At 27.2% G+C, this 25,318-nt stretch carries 20 protein-coding genes; 15 read left to right on the top strand and 5 right to left on the bottom strand.

Annotated elements, in window-relative coordinates; translation table 11 throughout:
- The first annotated feature begins 2 nt into the window (after positions 1–2).
- The 8 genes from AZI32_RS04760 (at position 3) to AZI32_RS04725 (ending at position 9,868) form a co-directional block, all read left to right on the top strand.
- Entirely contained in the window at positions 3–545 is a 543-nt protein-coding gene (locus tag AZI32_RS04760; protein ID WP_061994757.1) for a class I SAM-dependent methyltransferase, read from the top strand.
- Between the two features lie 549 nt (positions 546–1,094).
- Positions 1,095–1,970, top strand: coding sequence for a MurR/RpiR family transcriptional regulator (locus tag AZI32_RS04755; RefSeq protein ID WP_010292085.1), 876 nt, complete (start codon positions 1,095–1,097; stop codon positions 1,968–1,970).
- 870 nt (positions 1,971–2,840) lie between these two features.
- Positions 2,841–4,193 carry an NADP-specific glutamate dehydrogenase gene (gene gdhA, locus AZI32_RS04750; protein ID WP_061994756.1) on the top strand — a complete coding sequence of 451 codons (1,353 nt, stop codon included), beginning with the start codon at positions 2,841–2,843 and terminating at the stop codon, positions 4,191–4,193.
- Positions 4,194–4,562: 369 nt separating this feature from the next.
- Complete coding sequence (locus tag AZI32_RS04745) at positions 4,563–5,786, top strand: NAD(P)/FAD-dependent oxidoreductase (RefSeq protein ID WP_061994755.1); 1,224 nt, start codon at positions 4,563–4,565, stop codon at positions 5,784–5,786.
- Positions 5,787–5,789: 3 nt separating this feature from the next.
- Positions 5,790–6,146 (top strand): chorismate mutase, encoded by a 357-nt coding sequence (aroH, locus tag AZI32_RS04740; protein WP_061994754.1) that lies wholly within the window; start codon positions 5,790–5,792, stop codon positions 6,144–6,146.
- A gap of 16 nt (positions 6,147–6,162) precedes the next feature.
- Positions 6,163–6,819, top strand: coding sequence for a (d)CMP kinase (cmk, locus tag AZI32_RS04735; protein WP_061994753.1), 657 nt, complete (start codon positions 6,163–6,165; stop codon positions 6,817–6,819).
- Positions 6,820–6,951: 132 nt separating this feature from the next.
- Positions 6,952–8,868 (top strand): bifunctional 4-hydroxy-3-methylbut-2-enyl diphosphate reductase/30S ribosomal protein S1, encoded by a 1,917-nt coding sequence (locus AZI32_RS04730; RefSeq protein ID WP_061994752.1) that lies wholly within the window; start codon positions 6,952–6,954, stop codon positions 8,866–8,868.
- A 112-nt stretch (positions 8,869–8,980) separates the two neighbouring features.
- The gene (locus tag AZI32_RS04725) at positions 8,981–9,868 is read left to right on the top strand and encodes a GNAT family N-acetyltransferase (protein ID WP_061994751.1); all 888 of its coding nucleotides are present in this window, start codon (positions 8,981–8,983) and stop codon (positions 9,866–9,868) included.
- Between the two features lie 29 nt (positions 9,869–9,897).
- On the opposite strand, the gene AZI32_RS04720 is transcribed toward AZI32_RS04725, so the two are convergent.
- Genes AZI32_RS04720 through AZI32_RS04710 form a run of 3 tightly spaced genes read right to left on the bottom strand, consistent with a single transcriptional unit; the run spans position 9,898 to position 12,579 of the window.
- Positions 9,898–11,094: a pyridoxal phosphate-dependent aminotransferase gene (locus tag AZI32_RS04720; protein ID WP_061994750.1), complete on the bottom strand. Its 1,197-nt coding sequence runs from the start codon at positions 11,092–11,094 to the stop codon at positions 9,898–9,900.
- Positions 11,095–11,112: 18 nt separating this feature from the next.
- Positions 11,113–11,301: a hypothetical protein gene (locus tag AZI32_RS04715; RefSeq protein WP_010292063.1), complete on the bottom strand. Its 189-nt coding sequence runs from the start codon at positions 11,299–11,301 to the stop codon at positions 11,113–11,115.
- A 48-nt stretch (positions 11,302–11,349) separates the two neighbouring features.
- Positions 11,350–12,579, bottom strand: a complete 1,230-nt coding sequence (locus AZI32_RS04710; RefSeq protein WP_061994749.1) for a PLP-dependent aminotransferase family protein — start codon at positions 12,577–12,579, stop codon at positions 11,350–11,352.
- Between the two features lie 668 nt (positions 12,580–13,247).
- On the opposite strand from AZI32_RS04710, the gene miaB reads away from it, so the two are divergent.
- The 7 genes from miaB (at position 13,248) to AZI32_RS04675 (ending at position 22,930) form a co-directional block, all read left to right on the top strand.
- Positions 13,248–14,573 carry a tRNA (N6-isopentenyl adenosine(37)-C2)-methylthiotransferase MiaB gene (miaB, locus tag AZI32_RS04705; protein ID WP_061994748.1) on the top strand — a complete coding sequence of 442 codons (1,326 nt, stop codon included), beginning with the start codon at positions 13,248–13,250 and terminating at the stop codon, positions 14,571–14,573.
- Positions 14,574–14,644: 71 nt separating this feature from the next.
- Positions 14,645–17,311 carry a DNA mismatch repair protein MutS gene (gene mutS, locus AZI32_RS04700; protein WP_061994747.1) on the top strand — a complete coding sequence of 889 codons (2,667 nt, stop codon included), beginning with the start codon at positions 14,645–14,647 and terminating at the stop codon, positions 17,309–17,311.
- Between the two features lie 39 nt (positions 17,312–17,350).
- Positions 17,351–19,273 (top strand): DNA mismatch repair endonuclease MutL, encoded by a 1,923-nt coding sequence (mutL, locus tag AZI32_RS04695; protein ID WP_061994746.1) that lies wholly within the window; start codon positions 17,351–17,353, stop codon positions 19,271–19,273.
- A gap of 25 nt (positions 19,274–19,298) precedes the next feature.
- A complete protein-coding gene (gene miaA, locus AZI32_RS04690; RefSeq protein WP_061994745.1) occupies positions 19,299–20,243 on the top strand; it encodes a tRNA (adenosine(37)-N6)-dimethylallyltransferase MiaA in 945 nt (314 codons plus the stop codon).
- Between the two features lie 230 nt (positions 20,244–20,473).
- Positions 20,474–20,752 (top strand): RNA chaperone Hfq, encoded by a 279-nt coding sequence (gene hfq / locus AZI32_RS04685; RefSeq protein ID WP_061994744.1) that lies wholly within the window; start codon positions 20,474–20,476, stop codon positions 20,750–20,752.
- A gap of 171 nt (positions 20,753–20,923) precedes the next feature.
- Entirely contained in the window at positions 20,924–21,490 is a 567-nt protein-coding gene (locus AZI32_RS04680; protein ID WP_061994743.1) for a hypothetical protein, read from the top strand.
- 162 nt (positions 21,491–21,652) lie between these two features.
- On the top strand, positions 21,653–22,930 hold the full coding sequence (locus AZI32_RS04675) for a methionine gamma-lyase family protein (protein WP_061994742.1): 1,278 nt from the start codon (positions 21,653–21,655) through the stop codon (positions 22,928–22,930).
- Positions 22,931–23,533: 603 nt separating this feature from the next.
- On the opposite strand, the gene AZI32_RS04670 is transcribed toward AZI32_RS04675, so the two are convergent.
- Both AZI32_RS04670 and AZI32_RS04665 read right to left on the bottom strand, forming a co-directional pair.
- Positions 23,534–24,058, bottom strand: a complete 525-nt coding sequence (locus AZI32_RS04670; RefSeq protein ID WP_061994741.1) for a DUF4489 domain-containing protein — start codon at positions 24,056–24,058, stop codon at positions 23,534–23,536.
- 156 nt (positions 24,059–24,214) lie between these two features.
- Positions 24,215–24,982, bottom strand: a complete 768-nt coding sequence (locus AZI32_RS04665; RefSeq protein ID WP_061994740.1) for a hypothetical protein — start codon at positions 24,980–24,982, stop codon at positions 24,215–24,217.
- Positions 24,983–25,318 lie beyond the last annotated feature (336 nt).

Here is a 25,318-nt window from a genome sequence, read left to right as displayed (position 1 = left end):
TTATGTTTGAGTATGTAAGTGATGTAAGTATGCTTTCACAGCATATAATAAAGAACTTTACTAAAAATAAAAATGTTGCAATTGATGGTACATTAGGTAATGGATATGACACAGATTTTTTAAGTGAAAATTTTAATAAAGTCTATAGTTTTGATATACAAAAAATAGCAGTAGATAATTATAAAAAAAGAAATAACAATAAAGTTGAATTAATAAATGATAGTCATAGTAAATTAGAAAAATATATAAAAGAGAATGTAGATGCAATTATGTATAATTTGGGTTTTTTACCTGGTGGTGATAAGTCTATAACTACTATGGTAGAGAGTACTATAAAAAGTATAGAGAGTGGATTAGAATTGCTAAATTCAGGTGGGATAGTTTCAATAGCTATTTATGTAGGACATGATGAGGGAAAAAAGGAAGAGATGGCAATTATGAAATATGTTAAAAATCTTGATAAAAAATTATATGGCGTTATGCTACATGAGGTTTTAAATAGAAGTGAATCAGCTCCTAAACTTTTAATTATAGAAAAAAAATAGTTGTATTTTTATTATGCAAGTTTTGGAATGGATAATTTTAAAAGTCAACTTGAAACCCCATATAATATAAAATATTTGGAATGCAAAAGAAGGATATGCTAAATTCACTTTTTATTAGCATATCTTTTTTAAAAAATATAAATTTGGAAATAAAATAAGTAATGTTGGTAGATACTATAAATGAATAAGTGGAAAATTAACTTATATGCAAATTAAAAAAAGTTCTAATTAAAAGAAGTATAACAGTTATTGAATATATATAATTCTTTCAGTTATCAAAGTTTAAAAGCATATATATAATTATAAAAACTATAAAGAATGTTTTTAAAAATGAAAGAATTGCTTTAAAAATATAAAAATTTATGAATAAAAGCATTGGTATATAATGTATATGAATTTAAAAATTCAAAATACTAAAAAATGAAATATTTGATTGATATATGGTTCATAAAGTGTTAAAATTTGATTTGGAGAAAATATTTGGCTAAAAATGTAGTACTTCTCAAGTATTAAAATAAAAAGCGTTAGCGAACGAACGGGGGTTGTAACTTGGAAAATAACAATCAAGATCTTATGAGATTAATACAAATTAAGTTTCCAAGACTTAGCAAAGGACAAAAATTAATTGCAGAATATATATTAAAGCATTATGATAAAGCAGCATTTATGACGGCTGCTAAACTTGGAAATAGTGTAGGCGTAAGTGAGTCAACAGTTGTTAGATTCGCAAATCAATTAGGATATGAAGGTTATCCAGAACTTCAAAAGGCTCTTCAAGAGCTTATAAAAAATAAACTTACAACAGTTCAAAGGATAGAACTTTCAAATGACTTTATAAGCCACAATAATGCACTAAAAGGTGTTTTGAAATCAGATATTGAAAACATAAGAGTTACTTTAGAAAAAATAAACCACTCCGCTTTTGATGAAGCAGTAAATACTATATTTGAAGCGAAGAATATTTACATAATAGGATTAAGAAGTTCTACAGCTTTAGCTGATTTTTTAGGTTTTTATTTAAATTTGATATTAGATAATGTAAAAATAGTATCTTATGGTATGAGCGATATATTTGAACAAATGCTAAATTTATCTGAGGATGATTGCATTATAGGAATTGGATTTCCAAGATACGCTATGAGAACTATTGAAGCATTAAATTTTGCAAAATCAAGAAATGCTAAGGTTATAGCTATTACAGATAGTTTATTATCTCCATTAGCAACAAAAGCAGATTATACTCTTGTTGCAGAAAGTAATATGGCATCTTTTGTTGATTCATTAGTTGCACCGTTAAGTGTAATAAATGCATTAATAATTGCAGTAGGATTAAGAGAAAAGGATAAAATTTCTCAAACATTTGCTGATTTGGAAAATATGTGGCAAAACTATCAGGTTTATTCTTATAAAAAAGAAGACAGATAAAAAAGATTATAAGCTCAACTTGTGGGAGCTTATAATCTTTTTTATTATAAAATAAAAATATACAAAATTCAATTTAAAACCATAAAATTACATAAAATTACATAAAATAAATATAAATTTAACAAAGTTTGTTTCAAAAGTATTATCTGACTAGTTTGAATTTACAAAAATAAAAGAAACTCTTTATTAAATAATAAGTTTCATAAAAATATATTTTTTATAAAAACGTATACAATTGGTTTGTGAAAAGATTTAATATTGTTTTATTATAAAACAATATTAAATCTTTTTATAAATTTGTTAATTATTATTAACAAATTACTTATTGTTTTCAAATAAAAATATTTTTTAAAATAAAGTATAATTGTATTAAAATTGCAATAAATAAATCTTTTAAAAGTATAATTTCATAAAAATATTGATTTTTAAAAATATATAATAAAATTATAATATTTATAAAAATGTTGAAAAAATGAAATTACTAGTAATTTTGAAAAATAAGTTTATAAGAGGAAGTATTAGTGTTTTAACAAAAAACTATGGTAAAATTTTGACGAAGATTAAGCTTTACAAAATTTTTGAATAATGTTATAAAAAATACATAGACAATATAAAAAATAGTTATAAATTATATTGATTTACTATAAAACATGAATTATTATAATAATTAGAAAAAATAAAATTTTTTATAAATATAAAATTTTCAAATTATTGACGTGCAAAAAATCATTTACTTAAAAATATAAAAATATACCTTGCAATTACTACATGGAAAGGTATACAATGAATGAAAGAAATAAAATATTTAAAATTTTTTAAATATTTAAAAAATTAATTAAAATTACAACAAATTTATTGGGGGGAATAGCCGTGAATACTAAAGCTTACATTGATCAAGTATTAGAAAATGTTAGAAAGAGAAATAATGGGGAGCCAGAATTTATACAAGCAGTTGAAGAAGTTTTTCACACATTAGCACCAGTTATAGACAAACATCCAGAATATGTTGAATCAAACTTACTAGAAAGATTCTGCGAACCAGAAAGACAAATAATGTTTAAAGTGCCTTGGACAGATGACAATGGTAATGTTCATGTGAACAGAGGATTTAGAGTGCAATTCAACGGAGTTATAGGACCTTATAAAGGTGGATTAAGATTTCATCCATCAGTTTACTTAGGAATAATAAAATTCTTAGGTTTTGAACAAATATTAAAAAATTCCCTAACAGGACTTCCAATAGGTGGAGGTAAAGGTGGTTCTGATTTTGACCCAAGAGGCAAGTCAAATGCTGAAATAAGAAGGTTCTGTGAAAGCTTTATGTCTGAGTTATATAGACATATAGGACCTGATATAGACGTTCCAGCAGGAGATATGGGTGTAGGTGCAAGAGAAATTGGTTATTTATACGGACATTATAGAAGGCTAAGAGGCGCCTTTGAAAACGGTGTTTTCACAGGTAAAGGATTATCATTTGGTGGTAGTTTAGTAAGACCAGAAGCAACAGGATTTGGAGTAACTTATTTCTGTCAAGAAATGTTACATCATCAAGGTACAGATATAAAAGGAAAAACAGTTGCTATATCTGGATTCGGACAAGTTGCTTGGGGTGTTTGTAAAAAAGTTGCAGAACTTGGTGGTAAAGTTGTAACAATATCTGGACCAGATGGATATGTTTATGATTCAGAAGGAGTTATAACTGATGAAAAAGTTAATTATTTATTAGAAATGAGAGCTTCAGGAAGAGATAAAGCTCAAGATTATGCTGATAAATTTGGATGTGAATTCCATGCAGGAGAAAAACCATGGGGAGTTAAAGCTGATATAATAATACCATGTGCAACTCAAAATGATATTCGAATAGAACATGCAAAACAAATAGTTGAAAATGGAACTAAATTTGTTTGTGAAGCAGCTAACATGCCATGTACTAATGATGCATTACAATATTTCTTAGATCAAGGTTTAACTGTTGGACCAGCAAAAGCAGCTAATGCTGGTGGAGTTTCAGTTTCTGCTTTAGAAATGGCTCAAAACAGCATGAGATACTCTTGGACAGCTGAAGAAGTTGATGCTAAACTTCATCAAATAATGAAAAATATTCATAAGAATGCAGAAAACGCTGCTAAAGAATATGGATTTGGTTATAACCTAGTTGCAGGAGCTAATATAGCTGGTTTCTTAAAAGTTGCAGAAGCTATGTATGCACAAGGAATATACTAATATAGAATATATTTAAAGGGTGTCTTATAATAAATTTGTATTAAAAGGGTTAGACACCCTTTTTTGTTTTTTAAATTTTTATTTAAAATTTCTTTATTGAAGATTAAAAAATTAGTAGTTTCTATTGATACATACTATTTATTTAGAGTATAATTTAAAAGTTATAGGTTTTAAATTATAATTAAATGAGTATATTAAACATAAAGTTTAAAAGTGAATCAGGCTTGAAGTTTAATATATATCTGGATTATAAAAAGTTTTATTCTAAATACATTCTTAAATTTAATATGATAAAATAATGTATTGAAACTTATTTAACTATTGAAATAGAAAATTTTAAATAACATCAAATTAATAGGTGGTGGCGCAATGTCAAAAGTCGTTGTTGTTGGAGGAGGCCCAGCAGGTATGATGGCTGCTATTTCTGCAGCAAAATACAATAAAGTCTTACTAATTGAAAAAAATGAAAAGATTGGCAAAAAGCTTTTTATAACAGGAAAGGGTCGTTGTAATGTTACTAATGCGAAAGATATTGGTGAATTTATAAATCATATACCAACTAACCCTTACTTTTTATATAGTTCGTTATATTCTTTTACTAATGAAGATACTATGAATTTTTTTGAAAGCAAAGGAACAAAACTTAAAGTGGAAAGAGGAGACAGAGTATTTCCAGTTTCAGATAAATCTTCAGATATAATAAAAACACTAGAAAATGAATTAAAAAATTCTAATGTTGAAATTATGCTTAATTCTAATGTAGAAAAGCTTGTTTTAGATAATAATAGAATAACGGAAATAATATTAGCTAATGGCAAAAAAATATATGGAGATCATTTCATAATTTGTGGTGGAGGAGCTTCTTACCCTCATACAGGTTCAGATGGGGTTATATTAGAAGAAATAAAAAAAACAGGTCATAGCATTATATCATTAAAACCTTCTTTAGTGCCTATTGAATTAAGTGATGATTTTATAAAAGATCTTCAAGGGTTATCACTTAAAAATGTAGAATTAAGTATTAAAAATAATAAAAACAAAGTAGCATTTAAAGAATTAGGAGAAATGCTATTTACTCATTTTGGTATTTCAGGACCACTAGTATTAAGTGCTAGTAGTAATATAAAAGAGAATGAAAAGTATAAAATATCTATAAATTTTAAGCCAGCATTAACATTAGAAGAATTAGATAAGAGAGTTCAGAAGGATTTTAAGGAAAATTTAAATAGAGACTTTAAAAATTCCTTAGATGGTTTATTTCCTAAAAAACTTATACCAATTATGGTTCAATTAAGCGGAATTGATGAAAATAAAAAGGTAAATGCTATAACAAAAGAGGAAAGAAAAAAATTTGTAGATTTAATACATGATTTCAATTTAACTTATAAAGGCTTAAGACCTGTATCGGAAGCTATAGTAACTGCTGGAGGAATTGATACCAAGGAAATAGATCCATCTACGATGAAATCAAAGATAGTAGAAAATTTAAGCTTTGCTGGTGAAATAATAGATGTAGATGCTTATACTGGTGGCTATAATGTACAAATAGCTTTTTCTACAGGATACCTTGCAGGAATGAAAGTGAGCGAATAAAGTATGTTATCAATTAGAGGGGCTATAACAATAGAAGAGAATACAAGAGAAGACATAGAGAAAAATTCTATAGAACTAATGAAAAGGATAATAGAGAAAAATAATTTAGAGTTATGCAAAATAAAAGCATTAATATTTTCATGTACTAAAGATATAACAAAAGCTTACCCAGGAGCATTCATTAGAAAAAAATTTCAATTAAATAAAGTTAGTATTATGCATTTTAATGAGATGGAAGTTGAAAGTAGCTTGAATATGTGCATAAGAGTTACTGTTATTAGTGATGAAGAGGAAAGAGATGTACATTTTGTTTATTTAAAAAATGCTGAAATATTAAGATTAGATATTAAGGATAGTTAGAAGGGAAGAATGGAATATGAATATGGCTATTGCTATAGACGGTCCAGCAGGAGCAGGTAAGAGTACAATTGCTAAAATAGTAGGAAAAAATTTAGGGCTTATGTATATAAATACTGGTTCTATGTATAGAGCAGTAACATATATTGCATTAGAGAATAACATTTCATATAAAGATACAGATAGACTTATGAAATTGTTAAACAATGCAGAAATGTATTTTGATGGAGATAATCTTATTTTAAATAAAAAAGATATAACCAATCAATTGACTATGCCAATTATAAGCAAAAATGTATCTAATTATGCGGCTATTCCTATGGTTAGAGAGAAACTTGTTAAGATGCAACAGGATATAGCTAAAAATTATGATGTTATAATGGATGGCAGAGATATAGGTACAGTAGTACTAAAAGATTCACAACATAAGTTTTATTTAACAGCTAGTGCAGAAACTAGAGCAATGAGAAGATGTAAAGAATTAACAGAAAAGAAAATAGATGTGAATTTTGAAGATGTTTTAGAAGATATTAAAAAAAGAGATTTTATAGATTCTACAAGAGAACTTAATCCCTTAACTAAAGCAGATGATGCAATAGAAATAGATTCTTCATATTTAGGAATAGACGAAGTTGTGGAGTTAATTTGTAATCATGTAAAAAATAAAAAAAAGTAAATAGTATTAGTGTATTTATATACAATGTGTTAAAATAGTAGTATGATATTAATATATCAAATTAATGAAAGTATTGAAATTACAAAGGAATAAATTAGTATAAGTAGGAAACCTACATTAAGGTGGTGGGCTATGAAAGAGATATTTTTAGCGGATAAAGCGGGGTTTTGTTTTGGTGTGAAAAGAGCTGTTGATACAGCGCTAAATAAAAAAAAAGAATACGCAAAAAACATATATACGCTTGGACCATTAATACATAATAATGATGTAGTAAATTTATTGAAAGAAAACAATATATATCATATAGATATTGATCAAGTAGACACTTTAAATGAAGAAGACATAATAATAATAAGATCACATGGAGTGTCAAAAGATGTGTTGGAAAATTTAAAATCAAAAAAATTAACTGTAGTAGACGCTACTTGTCCATATGTTACTAAAATACAGATGGAAGTAAGAAAATATTTTGAACTAGGATATGGAATACTAATTGTGGGGGATAAAAATCATCCAGAGGTTATAGGTATTAATGGATGGTGTGATAATACTGCAATAATATCTAAAGGTGAGGATTTACTAGAAAATCTTCCAAGAAAAATATGTGTAGTATCACAAACCACAGAGAAGCAGTCTAATTGGAAAAAAGTTTTAGAAAAAGTCGTATCAAATTGTAAAGAAATAATAGCATTAAATACTATTTGTAATGCTACAGAAGTAAGACAAAAATCAGCAGAAGATATATCTAAAAAAGTAGAAGCTATGGTTGTAATTGGTGGATATAATAGCTCTAATACAACTAAACTTTATGAGATATGTAAGAAAAATTGTGAAAACACAATACATGTAGAAAATGCCAGTGAAATACCACAGGATTTTTATAACAATATAAATAGGATTGGCATCACAGCTGGGGCGTCAACACCAGACTGGATAATCAAGGAGGCTATGTTAAAAATGAAAAATGAAGTTAATGAAAACGAAATGTTAGAGTATGAAGAGTATATGAATACAGATATGGAAATAAGAGTAGGTGGAATAGTTAAAGGAGAAATCTTTAAAGTTAATGAAAATGAAGCTTACTTAACAATACGTGGAGCTAAAAATGAAGGCTATCTTCCAAAAAATGAAGTTACTAGAGATGAAGACGCTAAATTAGATGAAATATTAAATGTAGGCGATGAAATAGAAGCTAAAATAATAAGAGTTAAGAACAATGATGGATATATAGTTGTTTCAAAAACTGAAATCGAAAGAGAAGGCGTTCAAAAAGAATTAGAAGAAATATACAATAATAACGAGCAAATAAACGTTAAAATTGTAGAAGTTGTAAAAGGTGGAGTTATAGCTACATATAAAGGAATAAAAGTATTTATACCAGCATCACATCTTTCACTTTCAAGAGTTAATGATTTAGCATCGTTTAAAGGTAATGAAGTTACAGTTAAATTAATAGAATTTGAAAAGCGTGGAAGAGTTATCAAGAAAATGGTAGCATCAAGAAGAGCGTTACTTCAACAAGAAAAAGATATGCAAGAAGTAGAAACTTGGAACAATTTAGAAAAAGATACAGTAATAGAAGGAACAGTAAGAAGACTATCAACATTTGGTGCATTTGTAGAAGTTGGTGGAGTAGATGGATTACTTCATATATCAGAGATGTCTTGGAATAAAGTTTCAAGTCCTAAAGATGTTGTTAAAATTGGAGAAACTATAAAAGTATATGTTTTAGATGTAGATAAAGAAAATAAGAAACTTGCATTAAGCTTAAAAAAATTACAAGAAAATCCTTGGTCAAGAGTAAATGAAAAATATCCAACAGGAAATGTTGTGCTTGGAAAAGTTGTTAGATTTGCAGATTTTGGTGCCTTTGTTGAATTAGAGCCAGGTGTAGATGGTTTAGTTCACATTTCACAAATAAGTCAAGCTAAAGTAGACAGACCAAGTTCAGTTTTAGAAATTGGTGAAGAAGTCAAAGCTGTAATTTTAGAAGCAGATGAGGAAAAGAAAAGAATTTCTTTAAGTATTAAAGCAGTAGATGAAATGTAGTATAAGATGCATGGCTTTTGCCATGTATTTTATTTGCATATAATTATAGTTTAATTAATAATATAGTTTTATAGAGTATTATTAATTTTTGAAAGAGGCATCATAAATAATTATGTATAGGTACGAATTCTTAAATTTAATAAATTTAAAAAATTTTAGACGATTAGTAAATAAAGATTATGAATTTACTAAATTACAGCATAAATTTTTAGATGAATATGAAAATCTTCCCTTTATAATGAAGCTTTTTCGTTATAAAAATATTTTGCTTTTAAAAGAAAATGAAAAATATATAGGATATATGTGGGTTACCAGATATGAGTTTAAAAGTTATAAGATAAATAGAATAATTCTTGAAAATAATTATGATATTAAATTATATACTGGTTTTTTTAATAAGTTTCCAGTAGGTGCTTATTTTGAAATAGAAGGAACCTTTGAACAAGAGGAATTGATTATGTTAGAAAGACTGGGTTTTAAAAAATTTGAATTATTATATGAAATGAAAAAGGAAATTTTACAAGAATATAATATTTCTTTAGAAGATAATCTTCAATTAAAATTATTTGAAAAGGGAAAAGATGAAGAGTTAAGAAAAGATATACAAAATAAAATTTTTAAAGCAAAAGGCAGAGCTGATATTGAAATTTGTGATATAGTTTTTGAAGAAAATCAAGAATATTATATAGAAAATGCCTCTTATTTTTTAATGCATGAAGATGAAGCTATTGGATATGGGCAACTGATAAAAGAATATGAAAATTTATATATTGTTAATTTAGGAGTAATTCCAGAATTTCGGGGAAAAGCATACAGTAGTTTTATATTAAGAAAGCTTATAAATATAGCTATAAGTATGGGATATAAAGATATTTTTTTGAAATGTAATGAGAAGAATATTGCAGCTTTAACGATATATAAAAAACATGAATTTGAAATTATATCAAAATATAAGATGTTAGGTTTTACAAAGACTAATAAAGAAAAAGAGATAATTTGATTAAAGACAAATTATCTCTTTTCATATAATTATTTATTAAGCTTATTATATTCTTCGATACCTAGTGCAAGGATGTCCATTGCATTTGAAATATCATCACAGTTTAAACAATAAGAAAGTCTTACTTCATTTTTACCTAGTCCAGCAGTTGAGTAAAAACCTTCAGCTGGAGCAACCATAACTGTTTTACCATTATGATTAAAGTCGCAAAGCATGAATTTTGTGAATTTTTCACCATCATCTATTGGTAATTTAGCCATAATATAAAAAGCTCCATTTGGTTTTTCACATACTATATTAGGAATCTTACAAAGCTTTTCATACATTACATTTCTTCTTTTTTCATATTCCTTTTTAACCTTATCAAAATACTCTTTAGGAGTATTAATTAGATTAGCAGCAGCTAGTTGTTCTATAGTTGGAACACAAAGTCTTGCTTGGCAAATCTTTAAGATTTGTTTTATAAGATCTTTATTTTTAGAAGCAACTAAACCAATTCTAGCACCACAAGCACTATAACGCTTAGAAATACTATCTATTAATATAACTCTATCTAAAGCATCTTCCATATAAAGTGCAGATGTATATTTATCATCACCATAAACAAATTCTCTATACACTTCATCAGAGATAAGATAGATATCGTTTTCTTTCGCTATATCAGCAAGCATTCTGATTTCTTCTTTAGTATATACAACACCAGTTGGATTTCCTGGGTTTGAAATCATAATTGCTTTGGTTTTATTATTAATTTTTTTCACTATTTCCTCTTTTTTAGGTAAGTGAAATCCATTTTCAGCAGTCGTTAAGAATGGTACAACATTAACCCCTGTTACTTGAGCAAATCCATTGTAGTTAGCATAAAATGGTTCCGGAATTATTATTTCATCACCAACATCAGCTATAGCCATGAAAGCTAAAGATATAGCTTCTGAGCCTCCAGCAGTTATTAATAGTTCATCATAATCAAAGTCTATATCCCATTCTTTATAATATTTTCTGAAACTATTTATTGTATTATCCAATCCTTGAGATTGTGCATATTTTAAAACAGGTTCATTAAACTCTTTAACAGCTTCAATGAAAGTACTAGGAGTTTCGATATCAGGTTGACCAATATTAAGGTGGTAAACATGAATTCCTCTTTTTTTAGCTTCTGTAGCATAAGGTACTAATTTACGGATTGATGAATAATTCATTTTTTGAATACGATTTGAAAATCTCATTAATTTAATCCTCCAATTTTAAAAAAGATTATTTTGATCAGTTAAATTATTATCAACAATATCAGTAAAAGAGTTAGCGTAAGTTTTTACATCAAAAACAGATGTGTTTCTAAACTTACCACTAAAATAACTTCTGTCAACGATACCATTATAGCACATATTTGTTAATGTAGAACTATTGTTGTTTGAATTTTTTACATTTTTCACAAAAATTCCTCCTTTTGTTCATATTATTCCCAAAAGGAGGAGTTATTATTAGTCTTCCTTAACTGCAGCTGTTTCCTCAAATGAGTTACAATTACAATAATATTTATCTAGAACACTTCCAAGACGTTTTATGCCTTCAACTATTTTTTCTTCATTCATATTAGAGTAGTTAAGTCTGAAAAAGTTTTTCTTACCACCATTAGGGAAGAAAGATCCACCAGGAACGTATGCTACTTTTTCTTTTAAAGCATCTTCCATTATAGCTTTTGCATCTAAATCTTCTCTAAGCTCAACCCAAGTAAATAGGCCACCTTCAGGTATTGTAAACTTAACTTCTTTTGGAAAATAAGTTTTCATACTGTCAATCATTAAGTCTCTACGTTTTTTATAAACTTTTATAAGTGAAGCAATATGTTCATCAAGACTATACTTCTCCATATACCTTGCAGCTATAACTTGGCTCAAAGTATTACATTGTAAATCTGCACCTTGCTTAATTAATATATATTTTTGAAGAATTTTAGTATCTGCAACTACCCATCCAAGTCTTAAACCAGGACAGAATGTTTTTGAGAATGTGCCAAGGTTAATTACAAAGCCACTTTCATCAAATGCTTTTACCGCAGGTAATTTTTCGTTATCATACCTTAATTCACCATAAGGACTATCCTCTATAACAGGTATTTCATATTTTGCAGCCAAAGCAGCTAAACGTTTTCTTCGATCTAAAGACATGGTTATACCACTTGGATTTTGAAAATCAGGAATAGTATAAATCATTTTTACATTGTCATTTTCCTTTATAGCTTTTTCAAGTTCTTCTATGATCATACCATCTTTATCCATTGATATTTCAATGAATTTAGGTTCATAGGCTTTAAAAGCATTTATCGCACCAAGATAGCTAGGGCTTTCACAAATTATTACATCGCCTTTATTTACAAAAAGCTTTGCGGAAAACTCTAAACCTTGTTGGGAACCATTTGTTAGCATAATATTAGATATGTCACATTTAACTCCAGATGGAGCCATTCTTTCCTCAACTATTATTTTTCTAAGTGGAGCAAAACCTTCTGTTGTAGTATACTGAAGAGCAAAAGCGCCTTCGTTAAATAATACTTCTTTAGCTACTTCCCCAATTTTTTCTTTTGGAAATAATTCTGGAGCAGGAAGTCCACCTGCAAATGAAATTATTTCAGGTTGTTCTGTTAATTTTAAAAGTTCTCTTATTTCAGAAGCCTTAATATTAGACATTCTGTCGGAAAAATTTAAATTCATAATGCACCCCCCAATAAATAAAAAGCCTGAATTTAAAAAATATAAAAAACTTTATAAAAATTCTAAATATTCTATTATAATTTAATTATATATCAAATATTATTTTTTTCAAGCGGTTATTCTTTTATAATTATGTATATATTAATAAAACATAATTATGCTTAATTTATAAATTAAGGAAAAATTCTTTAAAATAATTTATAAAAACTAAAATTATTTTTAAAAATATATTAAATGATATGAAAGTATATTATAAAATGTAAGGAGAAAAATTTACAACAACTTAGAAAAAATATTTTTTTGATTATTAATTATAAAGATAGTTAAAAGATAGTTAATATAAAAAAGTGAAAAAATTACGGCTTTATATTTTTGAAAAATGCTTAAAAAAGATGTATTAGAATAATCTCACATAGTTAAAGAAATAACAAACATGACAAAATAACATGATAAAAAGTATAAAAAAATTAAATTGAATTTTCTAAAAAAAATTAATTTTGAAACATATAAAAATAACTGGCAATAGATGATAAAAAACTTTAATTATGTCACTAAATTATATATAATTAGATAATAATTAGATACTTAAATTAACACATTTTTATTTTAAAAGGAAAAGTTTATGATAATATAAAAATGGTTATAATTTTACAAAGGAGAATGAAGGAATGAATAAAAAATTAAAATATTTTATAGAAACTTGGGGTTGTCAAATGAATGAAGAGGACTCTGAAAAATTATCTGGTGGATTAAAGCCATTAGGACATGAAAGAACTGATAAAAAAGAAGAAGCAGATGTTATAGTATATAATACTTGTTGTGTTAGAGAAAACGCAGAACAAAAGGTAGAAGGTAACTTAGGGGCTCTTAAAAAGCTTAAAAAAGAAAAACCTGAAACTGTAATAGCTATAACAGGTTGTATGATGCAACAAGAAGGAATGGCAGAAGACATAATAAAAAAGTTTCCATATGTTGATATTATAATAGGTACACATAATGCTTATAAATTTAATGAATATTTAAGTAGAGCATTAGGTGGAGAGAGACCAATAGTTGAAGTTTGGAATAAAGAAGATGATATAATCGAAGGGCAACCTATAGATAGAGCAAGTAGCATAAAAGGTTTTGTTACTATAATGTATGGTTGTAACAATTTCTGTACATATTGTATAGTACCTCATGTTAGAGGAAGAGAAAGAAGCAGACAACCAGAGCAAATAGAGAATGAAATAAGAGCTATGGTTAAAGAGGGTTATAAAGAAATCACTTTATTAGGGCAAAATGTAAACTCATATGGTAAAGGATTAGAACCAGAAATAAACTTTGCTCAATTATTAAGAAGAATTAATAAAATAGAAGGTTTAGAAAGAGTAAAATTTATGACATCTCATCCAAAAGATTTAAGTGATGAAGTTATAGAAGCGATAGCAGAATGTGATAAGTTATGTGAATGTATACACTTACCAGTTCAATCAGGTTCATCTAGAATTTTAAAGAAAATGAATAGACATTATGATAGAGAGCAATATGTGGAGCTTATAAGAAAAATAAAAGAAAGAATACCAAATGTAGCGTTAACTACTGATATAATAGTTGGTTTCCCAGGTGAAACAGAGGAAGATTTTGAAGAAACATTAAGCTTAGTTAAGGAAGTTGAATATGATTCAGCATTTACATTCTTATATTCTAAGAGAAAAGGAACACCAGCAGATTTAATGTTAGACCAAGTACCAGAAGAAGCTAAAAAAGCAAGGTTCAATAGACTTGTAGAGGCTGTAAATGAAATATCTGCTAAAAAGAATAAAGCTTACGATCAAAAGGTTGTTGAAGTTTTAGTTGAAGGACTTAGCAAAAATGATGACAGTAAGTTAGCAGGAAGAACAAGAACAGGTAAACTTGTGAATTTTGCTGGAAATAAAGAAAATATAGGAAAACTTGTTAATGTTAAAATAATAAAAGCACAATCATTCTCATTAGTTGGGGAAGAAGTATAAAAAAAGAGCGACATTGTCGCTTTTTTTATACTTTATAAGTTTGAATGAAAGTTAATAAGGAGGATTAAGTTATGGCATTAACGCCGATGATGAAGCAATATTTTGATGTAAAAGATAAATGTAAAGATGCTATAGTCTTTTTTAGATTAGGAGATTTTTATGAAATGTTTTTTGAAGATGCAAAACTTGTGTCTAAAGAATTAGAATTAACTCTTACTGGAAGAGACTGTGGACTTGAAGAAAGAGCTCCAATGTGTGGTGTACCATTTCATTCTGCAGAATCATACATTGGTAGATTGGTAACTAAAGGATATAAAGTTGCCATTTGTGAACAGGTGGAGGACCCAGCAGTTGCAAAAGGTATAGTAAAGAGAGATGTAGTGAAAATATTAACCCCTGGCACGTACACTGAAAGTGGTTTTTTAGAAGAACGAAAAAATAATTTTTTAATGGGAATCTCTATTTTACAAGATAATTGCGCTGTATCATTTTGTGATGTTTCAACAGGAGAATTTTATTGCAGTGATTTTAAATATAATAAAACAGTAATTTTAGATGAAATTGCAAAATTTAATCCTAAAGAAATAGTTTTACCTAAAAGTGTTATTAAAGATTTAGTTTTTGATATAAATGATAGGTTTGAAGTTTCAGTATCATATTTAGATGATATGTACTTTAATATAGAAGATATTAGAATAAAAGAGCAGTTTAGAAATTTGAATGATATACACATAAATAAAGTGTTGTTAACTGCAATAAATGGTCTTTTAAATTATATTATAGAAACTCAAAAGGTAAAAATGTCACATATAGACATGATTGAAAGTTATAATATAAATGATTATTTAGTTATAGATGGAAGCTCAAGAAGAAACTTAGAGATAACAGAAAGTTTAAGAGATAAAAACAAAAAAGGATCTTTATTATGGGTTTTAGATAAAACGAGCACCGCAATGGGTGGGCGTAGACTAAGAAATTGGGTAGATCAACCTCTTGTAGATAAAGAAAAAATAGTTTTGAGACAGGATGCAATTGAAGAACTTGTAAAACATATATCTAAAGAAGAAGATTTGAAAGATGCATTAAAAGAAGTATATGATATAGAAAGACTTGTAGGTAAAATTAGTTCAAAAAGTATAAATGCAAAAGAACTTATTTCATTAAAAAATTCTATTGAGAAAATACCTACAATAAAACAAGTTTTAACAAATTTTAAAAGTAATTTGCTTTTAAAGGTATTAAATGAATTAGATGATTTAAAAGATATTTATGAAATACTAGACAAGTCAATAAGTGATAATCCAGCTATATCTGTAAAAGAAGGAAACATAATAAAAGATGGATTTGATGAGAGGATAGATGACTTTAGAAATTCAAAACATTGTGGTAAACAATGGATTGCTAATTTAGAAAGTACAGAAAAAGAAGAAACTGGGATAAGGTCTCTAAAAGTAGGATATAATAAAGTTTTTGGTTATTATATAGAAATAACCAAAGCAAACTTAAGTTTGGTACCAGAAGGTAGATATATAAGAAAACAAACCTTATCTAACGCAGAACGTTTTATAACTCCAGAATTAAAGGAAATGGAAGAAAAAATATTAGGTGCAGAAGATAAGCTTATGGCATTAGAATATGAAATCTTTGTAGATATACGTGATATGGTTGAAGCTCATGTGGATAGAATGAAAATATCATCTAAACTTATATCAGAATTAGATTGTTTATGTTCCTTAGCCAGAGTTGCAAGAGAAAATGGATATATAAAACCTAATATTAATACTAAAGGAATATTAAAAATTGAGGATGGAAGACATCCTGTAGTTGAGAAAATGTTAGATGTAAATGAGTTTGTAGCTAATGATACTAATTTGGATATTAAAGACAATCAACTACTACTAATAACAGGTCCTAATATGGCAGGTAAATCTACATATATGAGGCAAGTTGCACTAATAACATTGATGGCTCAAATAGGAAGTTTTGTTCCAGCCAAGGTTGCAGATATATCTATTTGTGATAAAATTTTTACAAGAATAGGAGCATCAGATGATTTAGCTGGTGGGAAAAGTACTTTTATGGTAGAAATGTGGGAGGTTTCTAATATTCTTAGAAATGCCACAAGTAAAAGCTTAATATTATTAGATGAAGTAGGAAGAGGAACTAGTACTTATGATGGTTTAAGTATTGCATGGTCTGTTATAGAGTATATTTGTAAAAGTTCAAATATAAAATGTAAAACTTTATTTGCTACACATTATCATGAATTAACAAAATTAGAGGGAATTGTAGATGGTGTTAGAAACTATTCTATAGCAGTAAAAAAAGTTGATAACTCTATAATATTTTTAAGAAAAATTATAGAGGGGGGAGCAGATGAATCTTATGGTATAGAGGTTGCAAAACTTGCTGGTATACCGGAAATTGTTATAGATAGAGCAAGAGAAATTTTATGTAAATTAGAATGTGATAATAAAGAAAAAGATAAAGATGTAATTTTAGAGATAAGTGATAAAGGATATAAGGAAGAAAAAGTGGAAGAAATACCTTGTAAAGAGGTTGCTATAGATAAAATAGGGAAAAAAGAAGATGCCATTGCTCAGCAATTAGGATTTTTACAAACAGCGGAAAACAATGAATTTATAGAAGAAATAAAAAATATTGATTTATTAAATATGACAATAATTGAATGTGTAAATAAATTGAATGAATTAATTATAAAAGCAAAAAAACTATAAAAACTTCAATTATTATATGTGATAATAGGAGGTGAATCTATGAAAAGAATAAATGTTTTGGATAAAGCTACAACTAACAAAATAGCTGCAGGAGAAGTAGTAGAAAGAGCAAGTTCTGTTGTTAAAGAATTAATTGAAAATAGTATAGATGCAAATAGCGGTAATATAACAATTGAAATTGAAGATAGTGGTAATAAGCTTATAAGAATAAGCGATGATGGACATGGAATATATAAAGAGGATATAGAAAAAGCTTTTATGCCACATGCTACAAGTAAAATAAAAGAACTTGATGATATATATAAAATAAATAGTTTTGGATTTAGAGGAGAAGCATTGGCTAGTATAGCTGCTGTTTCAAAAGTTAAATTGAAGAGTAAAACAAAAGAAGATGATTTTGGGGTGGAAATAATAATAAATGGTGGAGAGAAAAAGAGTCTTTTAGATGCGCCTTCTAATGATGGTACACTTATAGAGGTTAAGGATTTATTTTATAATGTTCCAGCGAGACAAAAATTTTTAAAATCACCACAAAGAGAATCATCTTTAATTTCTGATTTAGTATTAAGACTAGCGCTCGCAAATTATGGAGTGTCATTTAAACTTATTAATAACGGTAAAAATGTAATAACAACTTATGGAACTGAAAATATAGAAGATACCATAAGGATTTTATATGGTAAGCAAGTAAGTGAAAATATAATTTCTTTTGAAAGTCATAATGATATAGCATCGGTATATGGATATATAGGAAATAGTGAAATAAGTAGAGGAAGTAGAAATAGACAAAGTATTTTTGTAAATAAAAGACTTATAAAAAGCAGCACTATAACAGCAGCTGTTGAGAATGCATTTAAATCATTTCTTACAGTGAATAAGTTCCCGTTTTTTGTACTGTTTTTAGATATATTCCCTGAATATATTGATCCGAATGTACATCCATCTAAAGCAGAAATAAAATTCTATGACGAAAGAAGTATATTTAAATTAGTATTTAATACAGTTCATGAAGCTTTAAGAGAATATTTAAGAGAATCTTTCGAAGTGGATGAAGAGGTTGCTTTAAAAGAATTAGAGAAAGTAGAAGAAATTCCAAAATCAGAATATAAGCAAGAAAGTATACATAAGGATTTTTTTCAAAACAATATAGATTTAAATAAAATTAAATTTGAAACTCTACCAGTAGATTTAAAAAGTAGTGATATAGCAACTTACATGATAAAAGAGGATAAAGAGGAGTTTAAAAGAGGAACTGATTTAAGTCCTTATACAACTAATACTGAGGATAAGATAGAAACTGTTAATGCTAATTATGTAAAATATAATGAAGAAATGAAATTGAAAAAAAGTATTCCTATTATTAAAGAAGAATTAATTTCTAAATTTCCACCTATAAGAATAATAGGACAGTTTAATAACACTTATGTAGTAGGGGAATGTAATAAAGAACTTATTTTAATAGATCAGCATGCTGCTCATGAAAAATATCTTTTTGAAAAATATAAAAAATCTATAGAAAATTTATCAGTAGTTAGTCAATTATTAATTACTCCTATAATATTAGAATTAAGCTTTGATGAATATCCATATTATCAAGAAAATAAGGAAGTTTTTATAAAAGCTGGATTTAATATTGAAGAGTTTGGCAATAATACAATAAGTATTAGAGAAGTTCCAATGTTTTTAGGTAAACCGGATTTTAAAACATTATTTTATGATATTTTAGATGATCTTAAAAACATGGGAACTGGAAGTACTATAGATATAAAATATAATAAAATTGCAACATTAGCATGTAAGGCTGCTGTAAAAGCTAATGATAAGTTGACAATAAAAGAGATGGAAAAACTTTTAGAAGATTTAAGATACATGGATGATCCTTTTACTTGTCCCCATGGTAGACCTACAACTATAAAAATGACATTAACAGAGATTGAAAAGAAATTTAAGAGAATACAATAATACATTATAGGTTTGGGTGAGGTATATGAAAAATTTATTAATTATTGCAGGACCTACTGCAGTCGGAAAGACAGAGATATCTATAAAGATTGCCAAAGAAATTAATGGGGAGATAATTTCCTGTGATTCTATGCAGATTTATAAAGATATGGATATAGGTTCAGCTAAAATTTCAAAAGATGAAATGGATGGAGTAAGACATTATCTGATAGATATTATAGAACCTAATGAAGAATTTAGTGTTGCTGCATTTAAGGAAAATGCAGAAAATATTATAGAAGATATTTATAAAAGAGAAAAAGTTCCTATGGTTGTAGGGGGAACGGGGCTTTATATAAATTCATTAATATTTAATTATAGTTTTGGAGACACAAGTAAGGATGAAGAGTATAGAAAAGAGTTAGAGAAAGTTGCTAATGAAAAAGGTAAAGATTATGTTCATAATATGTTAAAAGACATAGATATTGAAAGTTACAAAAAGCTTTATCCTAATGATTTAAAAAGGGTTATAAGAGCTTTAGAGGTGTATAAAGTTACAGGGAAAACAATGAGCAAGTATTTATCAGAACAAAAAATATATGATATACCTTATAATGTTCATTACTATGTTTTAAATATGAACCGAGAAAATTTATATGAAAGAATAAACAAAAGAGTTGATATAATGATGGAAAAAGGACTTTTAAATGAAGTAAAGGAATTAAAAGACAAAGGCTATACAAAAGATATGCAATCCATGAAAGGTATAGGGTATAAAGAATTGCTTTTATACTTAGATGGAGAGATTTCACTAGAATGTGCAGTGGATATGATAAAACAATTTAGTAGAAATTATGCAAAGAGACAACTAACTTGGTTTAGAAAAGATAAAAGAGTAGTGTGGATTGATAAAGATAATTTTACTAATGATGAAGAAATTGTAAAATTTATAAAAAAGGATTTTAAAAAAAAAGAATTGTGTAATAATTAATATAACAATAGAATAAAATAGGAAGGATTTTCCTGAGTAGTATAGAATAATATATAGGGAAGCTTTCTAAATTTTAGAATACATTATTGTTGATTAAAACCAAAACTATGGTAGATATGTATAGTTAATAGTTAGTAAATTGTTAACTGAAAGTCTAATGGATACATTTAGTATTTATCTATAATAAATAGTGAAAATTGGGGTATTTAAAAACTATGGAGGTGCTTAAAATGAGTAAATCAACAAATAATTTACAAGATATATTTTTAAATGGTGCAAGGAAGAACAGAATTCCTGTTACAATTCATTTAACTAATGGATTTCAAATAAAAGGAAATGTAAATGGTTTTGATAGTTTTACAGTTGTTTTATTTTCAGAAGGCAAACAAATGTTAATATACAAACATGCAATATCTACAATAACTCCTGCAAAGGCAATACTGTTCAATAATAGCAACAATAATAATAACAATAATAATGAGGTTAAAGAATCTCAACATGAATTTTAAAATTAATTGAATTATTTTTAAGTTGATGATTTAAATATAATTTTATTGAAGTTATTAAAAAAACTCGGCAAAATAGCTGGGTTTTTTTATTTGTGTTAATAATAGGAAAAGCTAATGAATATATTATTACAAGAACAATTTAGTACTTATTAATGGAGGTAGAGAATTAAAATGAGTAAGAAATCTCAGATATTGCAATCTTTTAAGGATGGTAAGAGTATAGAAGAAATAATATCTCTTGGGTTTGAAGGAAAATATGTTAAAAAAATTATAAGCCAATATAAAAAACAAAATGATTCAAAAGCGAATTTAGCAGAGAAAGAAGAAATTCATGAAGATGTAAAGGATGAATTAAAAGAAGATTTAGGATTTGAATTTGATGAATCTGTAGAGCAAATACAATGTGAGATTTTAAATACATCTCAAAAGGATTTAAGAGAAGTTATGGAGTTTTTAAACCAAAATACAGATAAAATAAAAGAGATAAATTTAAATATTATTTTAAATGGAAATAATGAGTGTGAGGATTATATAAAGACAGAAATTGATGAGCTATATAATCCTATAGAACAAATTAAAAATGCTGGAGAAGAAAAAGTACGAGAGTACTTAGCGAAATTAGATATAAAGGAATTAAAAGAAATAATGAAAAAACACACACCAGATCCTAAGAAGATAGCAAATAAATGGAGGAATAAAGAGAAAATAATTAACTTTATAGTTGAAAAATCAAAATAAAAAATAAAATTACATCATAAATGTTTAATTTTATAGTAATATTGTATGGAGGTGGAGTTTAAATGGCTACATCTCATTTTCTTTGTTTTGTTATATGATTTGATTATTATTTTTCACTATGGTAGTATTATGATGTTAATTAAGTAATAAGGAGAGAACATAATGTTAGACATAACTAAAGATTTTTTAATTAAAAATTTCAATGTAAATCAGGAAATAATTGAATTATCACAAAAGGCATTAGAAGATGTTAAAGATGAATTTAAAAAATTAGATGAAATAAAAGAATATAATCAGATGAAAGTTTTAAGTGCGCTACAAGAAGAAAGAATTAGTGAGATGCATTTTACAAATTCTTCAGGATATGGATATGGAGATATAGGAAGAGATGCATTAGATAGTGTTTATGCAAAAATATTTAATACAGAAGCAGCACTTGTAAGACCACATTTTGTTAATGGAACTCATGCTATAGGAGCAGCATTATTTGGAAACTTAAGACCTAATGATACTATGCTTAGTGTTTGTGGATCACCTTATGATACATTACATAACATAATAGGAATTAGTGGTGAAGAAAATATAGGTTCACTTAGAGAATATGGGGTTAAGTATAAACAAATAGAATTAAAAAATAATAAAGTTGACATAGAACTTATGAAAACTACAATTAAGAAAGATAGTAGTATAAAACTTGTACATATTCAAAGATCCACAGGTTATGGTTGGAGAAATTCATTATTAGTAAATGAAATAAAAGTTATAATTGAAGCTGTAAAAGAAATAAATCCAGAAATTATATGCTTTGTTGATAACTGTTATGGAGAATTTATTCAAATTATAGAACCAACAGATGTTGGGGCAGATTTAGTAGCTGGATCTCTTATAAAAAATATAGGTGGAGGAATTGCACCTACTGGAGGATATATAGCTGGTAAAGAAAGCTACGTGAATCAAGCAGCTTATAGATTAACAATACCAGGAATTGGTGGAGAATGTGGTTCTACATTTGGTGTTATGAGAAGCTTATTCCAAGGATTGTTTTTAGCGCCGCATATAGCTATAGAAGCAGTTAAAGGAGCTATATTTTGTGCAAGAATAATGGAACTTTCAGGTTTTGAAGTATTGCCTAAATATAATGATGAAAGAAGCGATATAATACAGGCAATAAAATTTAATGACAAAGAAAAGTTAATAAAATTCTGTAAGGGAATTCAAAAAGGTTCTCCAGTAGATTCTCATGTTGAATGTGAACCATGGGATATGCCTGGATATACTGATCAAGTAATTATGGCAGCTGGTGCTTTCATACAAGGATCTTCTATTGAACTTTCAGCAGATGCACCAATAAGAGAGCCATATATTGCATATCTACAAGGTGGATTAACTTTTGAACATGCTAAAACAGGAATATTAATAGCTTTATCTAAAATGATGTAAAAATAAAGCAAATTTAATCATTACAATTTTTGTTGTAGAGATTTCAGAGTGTCGAAAAGTCGACACTTTTTGTTTTTGGCAAAAATATAGGGAAACAAGCTCAAATTTAAATTTATTCAATAACTTTAAAATATTTTCATATAAAATATAGTGTTGAATTCTAAGTGATTCGGAGCATGTCTCACTATTTGGGGTATCCAAGTTTTGGAATAGATAATTTTAAAAGTCAACTTGGAACCCTATAACTTGGGTGATAAATTATGATAACAGTAAAAAATAAATACAATAGATAACAAATAGAATCTAATAGTATGGCTTAATTAATTCCTAGAAATTATTTAGTAAGAAAGATTAAAGCTGCAATAGATTCTAATTTTATCTTAATAAATAAAATATCCAAATATCAAAATAGACTGTATCAAATTGAGTTAAGAACTCTAATTTAATACAGTCACCAAACAGTTAAATAAATTATTAAATATATAAATCTATGAAAAATTAGTTGCATTAAATTTATACATAAGAATCTGAAGAGGCCAGTCACACTAATTGTGTGTTACACCACTTTAGATATAAAAAACTAATTAGCTTCTTACTTGATTATTAGCAACAGTTACTTGAATTACATGTTGTTATTGCGCCAAGAGTTGCGTTGTTGATGTTAAGAGTACCAGCAGTAACTGCACTAGTAACAGTTGCAACTACAGTATAGGTACAGCAATCATCAAAGCAAGAATCGCAGTCACAAACGAAGAATGAGAATGTTTGTGATGAAATTATATTTGCTAACTCAAATGTCCATGCAGGTCCAACAGGAACAGGTGCAAATTGACATTTACAAAGTTTAAATACTTGGAAGTTTATAATTCCTGTGAAAGCAACTGGAGCAACAAGATTACTTGCAAATTCTAGTTTTGTAATAGGTTTACAAAAACAAGAATTGTTTAAAGTAATAGAACTAACTGTAAAATTTGCGCCAGCTACTGTAGCAGCAGGAATTGTAGTTGCACTAGGAGTTCCACATTTTATAATAGTTGGACATAGCTTATTTTCTTTCTTAGAACAATTATGGTTATCATTACAATGTTTATGATTATCATTACAACAATTTTTTGACATTGAATTCATAAATGAACCCTCCTTTAATTTAGATAAATTTAATTAGAAATTACTAAATGGCAAATTAAATTGCATAGTAATTTTTTGATGTTTTTCCTATAATATATGAGTATTATAGGAAAATGGTGATGATAATCTGTTGATATCATTTTACTAATTATACTTTCAATCATTGTCATCGCAATCGCAATCTGGGAATAAAGGCTCTAAATTTTGATCTGGATAGAACTTAGGAATTGGAGCTTTTTCAAATCTTTCACATGGATTTTCTTCAGGCTCTTTTTCACATGGTTCTTTTGGAACTGGACAGTAGCCATAAGTAGGAATTAGAAGTTGTACAATAAGCTCACATTTTACAACGATGTAGTAGCCTAAAGTAATATCCAAAACATCATTACAGTTCTCATCTTTTAGTAATCTACCATCTAGAGCATTAGCAACCATTTCAAGTTTTATTATATTAGAATCTAAATCTTCAGCATTGTGAACAGGTATAAAGCTAGCAGAAATTTGAGCTACAGAATCAGGGCAGTAAAATTTCCCAATTACATCTGTTCTATTAATTTCAAACAATTCACTTTGATTCATACCATTTGCATCAATATAATCTGAATAGAAAGAAATTCTGTAAGAAATAATTAGTTTTTTAAAGCCTGGCTTCCCTATAAGTGGGATTTTTTCCACTGAAAGCAATGTTAAATTAAAATCTCTACTATTAACATATATCTTTGGATTTATTAATGGATTGCTTCTTAATTCACAATCTGTTGTATTTGTATCAGAACCTGAACAATATACAAGACATCTTTTTATTAAGCATTGATCAAAAATTTTAGGTACTTCAATGCAGACTAATTCAGAAGGGTCTGGTAAACAACCTTGTTTATTTACAAGACCGGGACGTGGTGAAAATTTGCTCAAATTAATGGACATACATTCTCCTCCTCTTTAAAAAATATACTAAATATAAGTTTATTTATTGCTTATAATGTATTATATGTTAAAAAATAAAAGTTGTGAAAAATAGTTTTTTTGTTTTACAGAAGGGCATAATAAGTGTTTGATAAGAATATAATTTTATAAAGGATGAGGTGTAGTAATTAGGATATATTCATATATCCTATAGGGAAACAAGCTCCAATTTAAATTTATTCAATAATCTTAAAATATTTTTATGCAAAAGGTAGTGTTAAATTCTAAGTGATTCGGAGCATGTCTCACTATTTTAGGTATCCAAGTTTTGGAATAGATAATTTTAAGAGTCAACTT

It is taken from the genome of Clostridium sp. ATCC 25772 (assembly GCF_001573875.1).
GTDB classification, from domain to species: domain Bacteria; phylum Bacillota; class Clostridia; order Clostridiales; family Clostridiaceae; genus Clostridium_J; species Clostridium_J senegalense.
The sequence above is the reverse complement of the archived record's forward strand: the minus strand, read 5'-3'. Positions and strand labels throughout refer to the sequence as shown.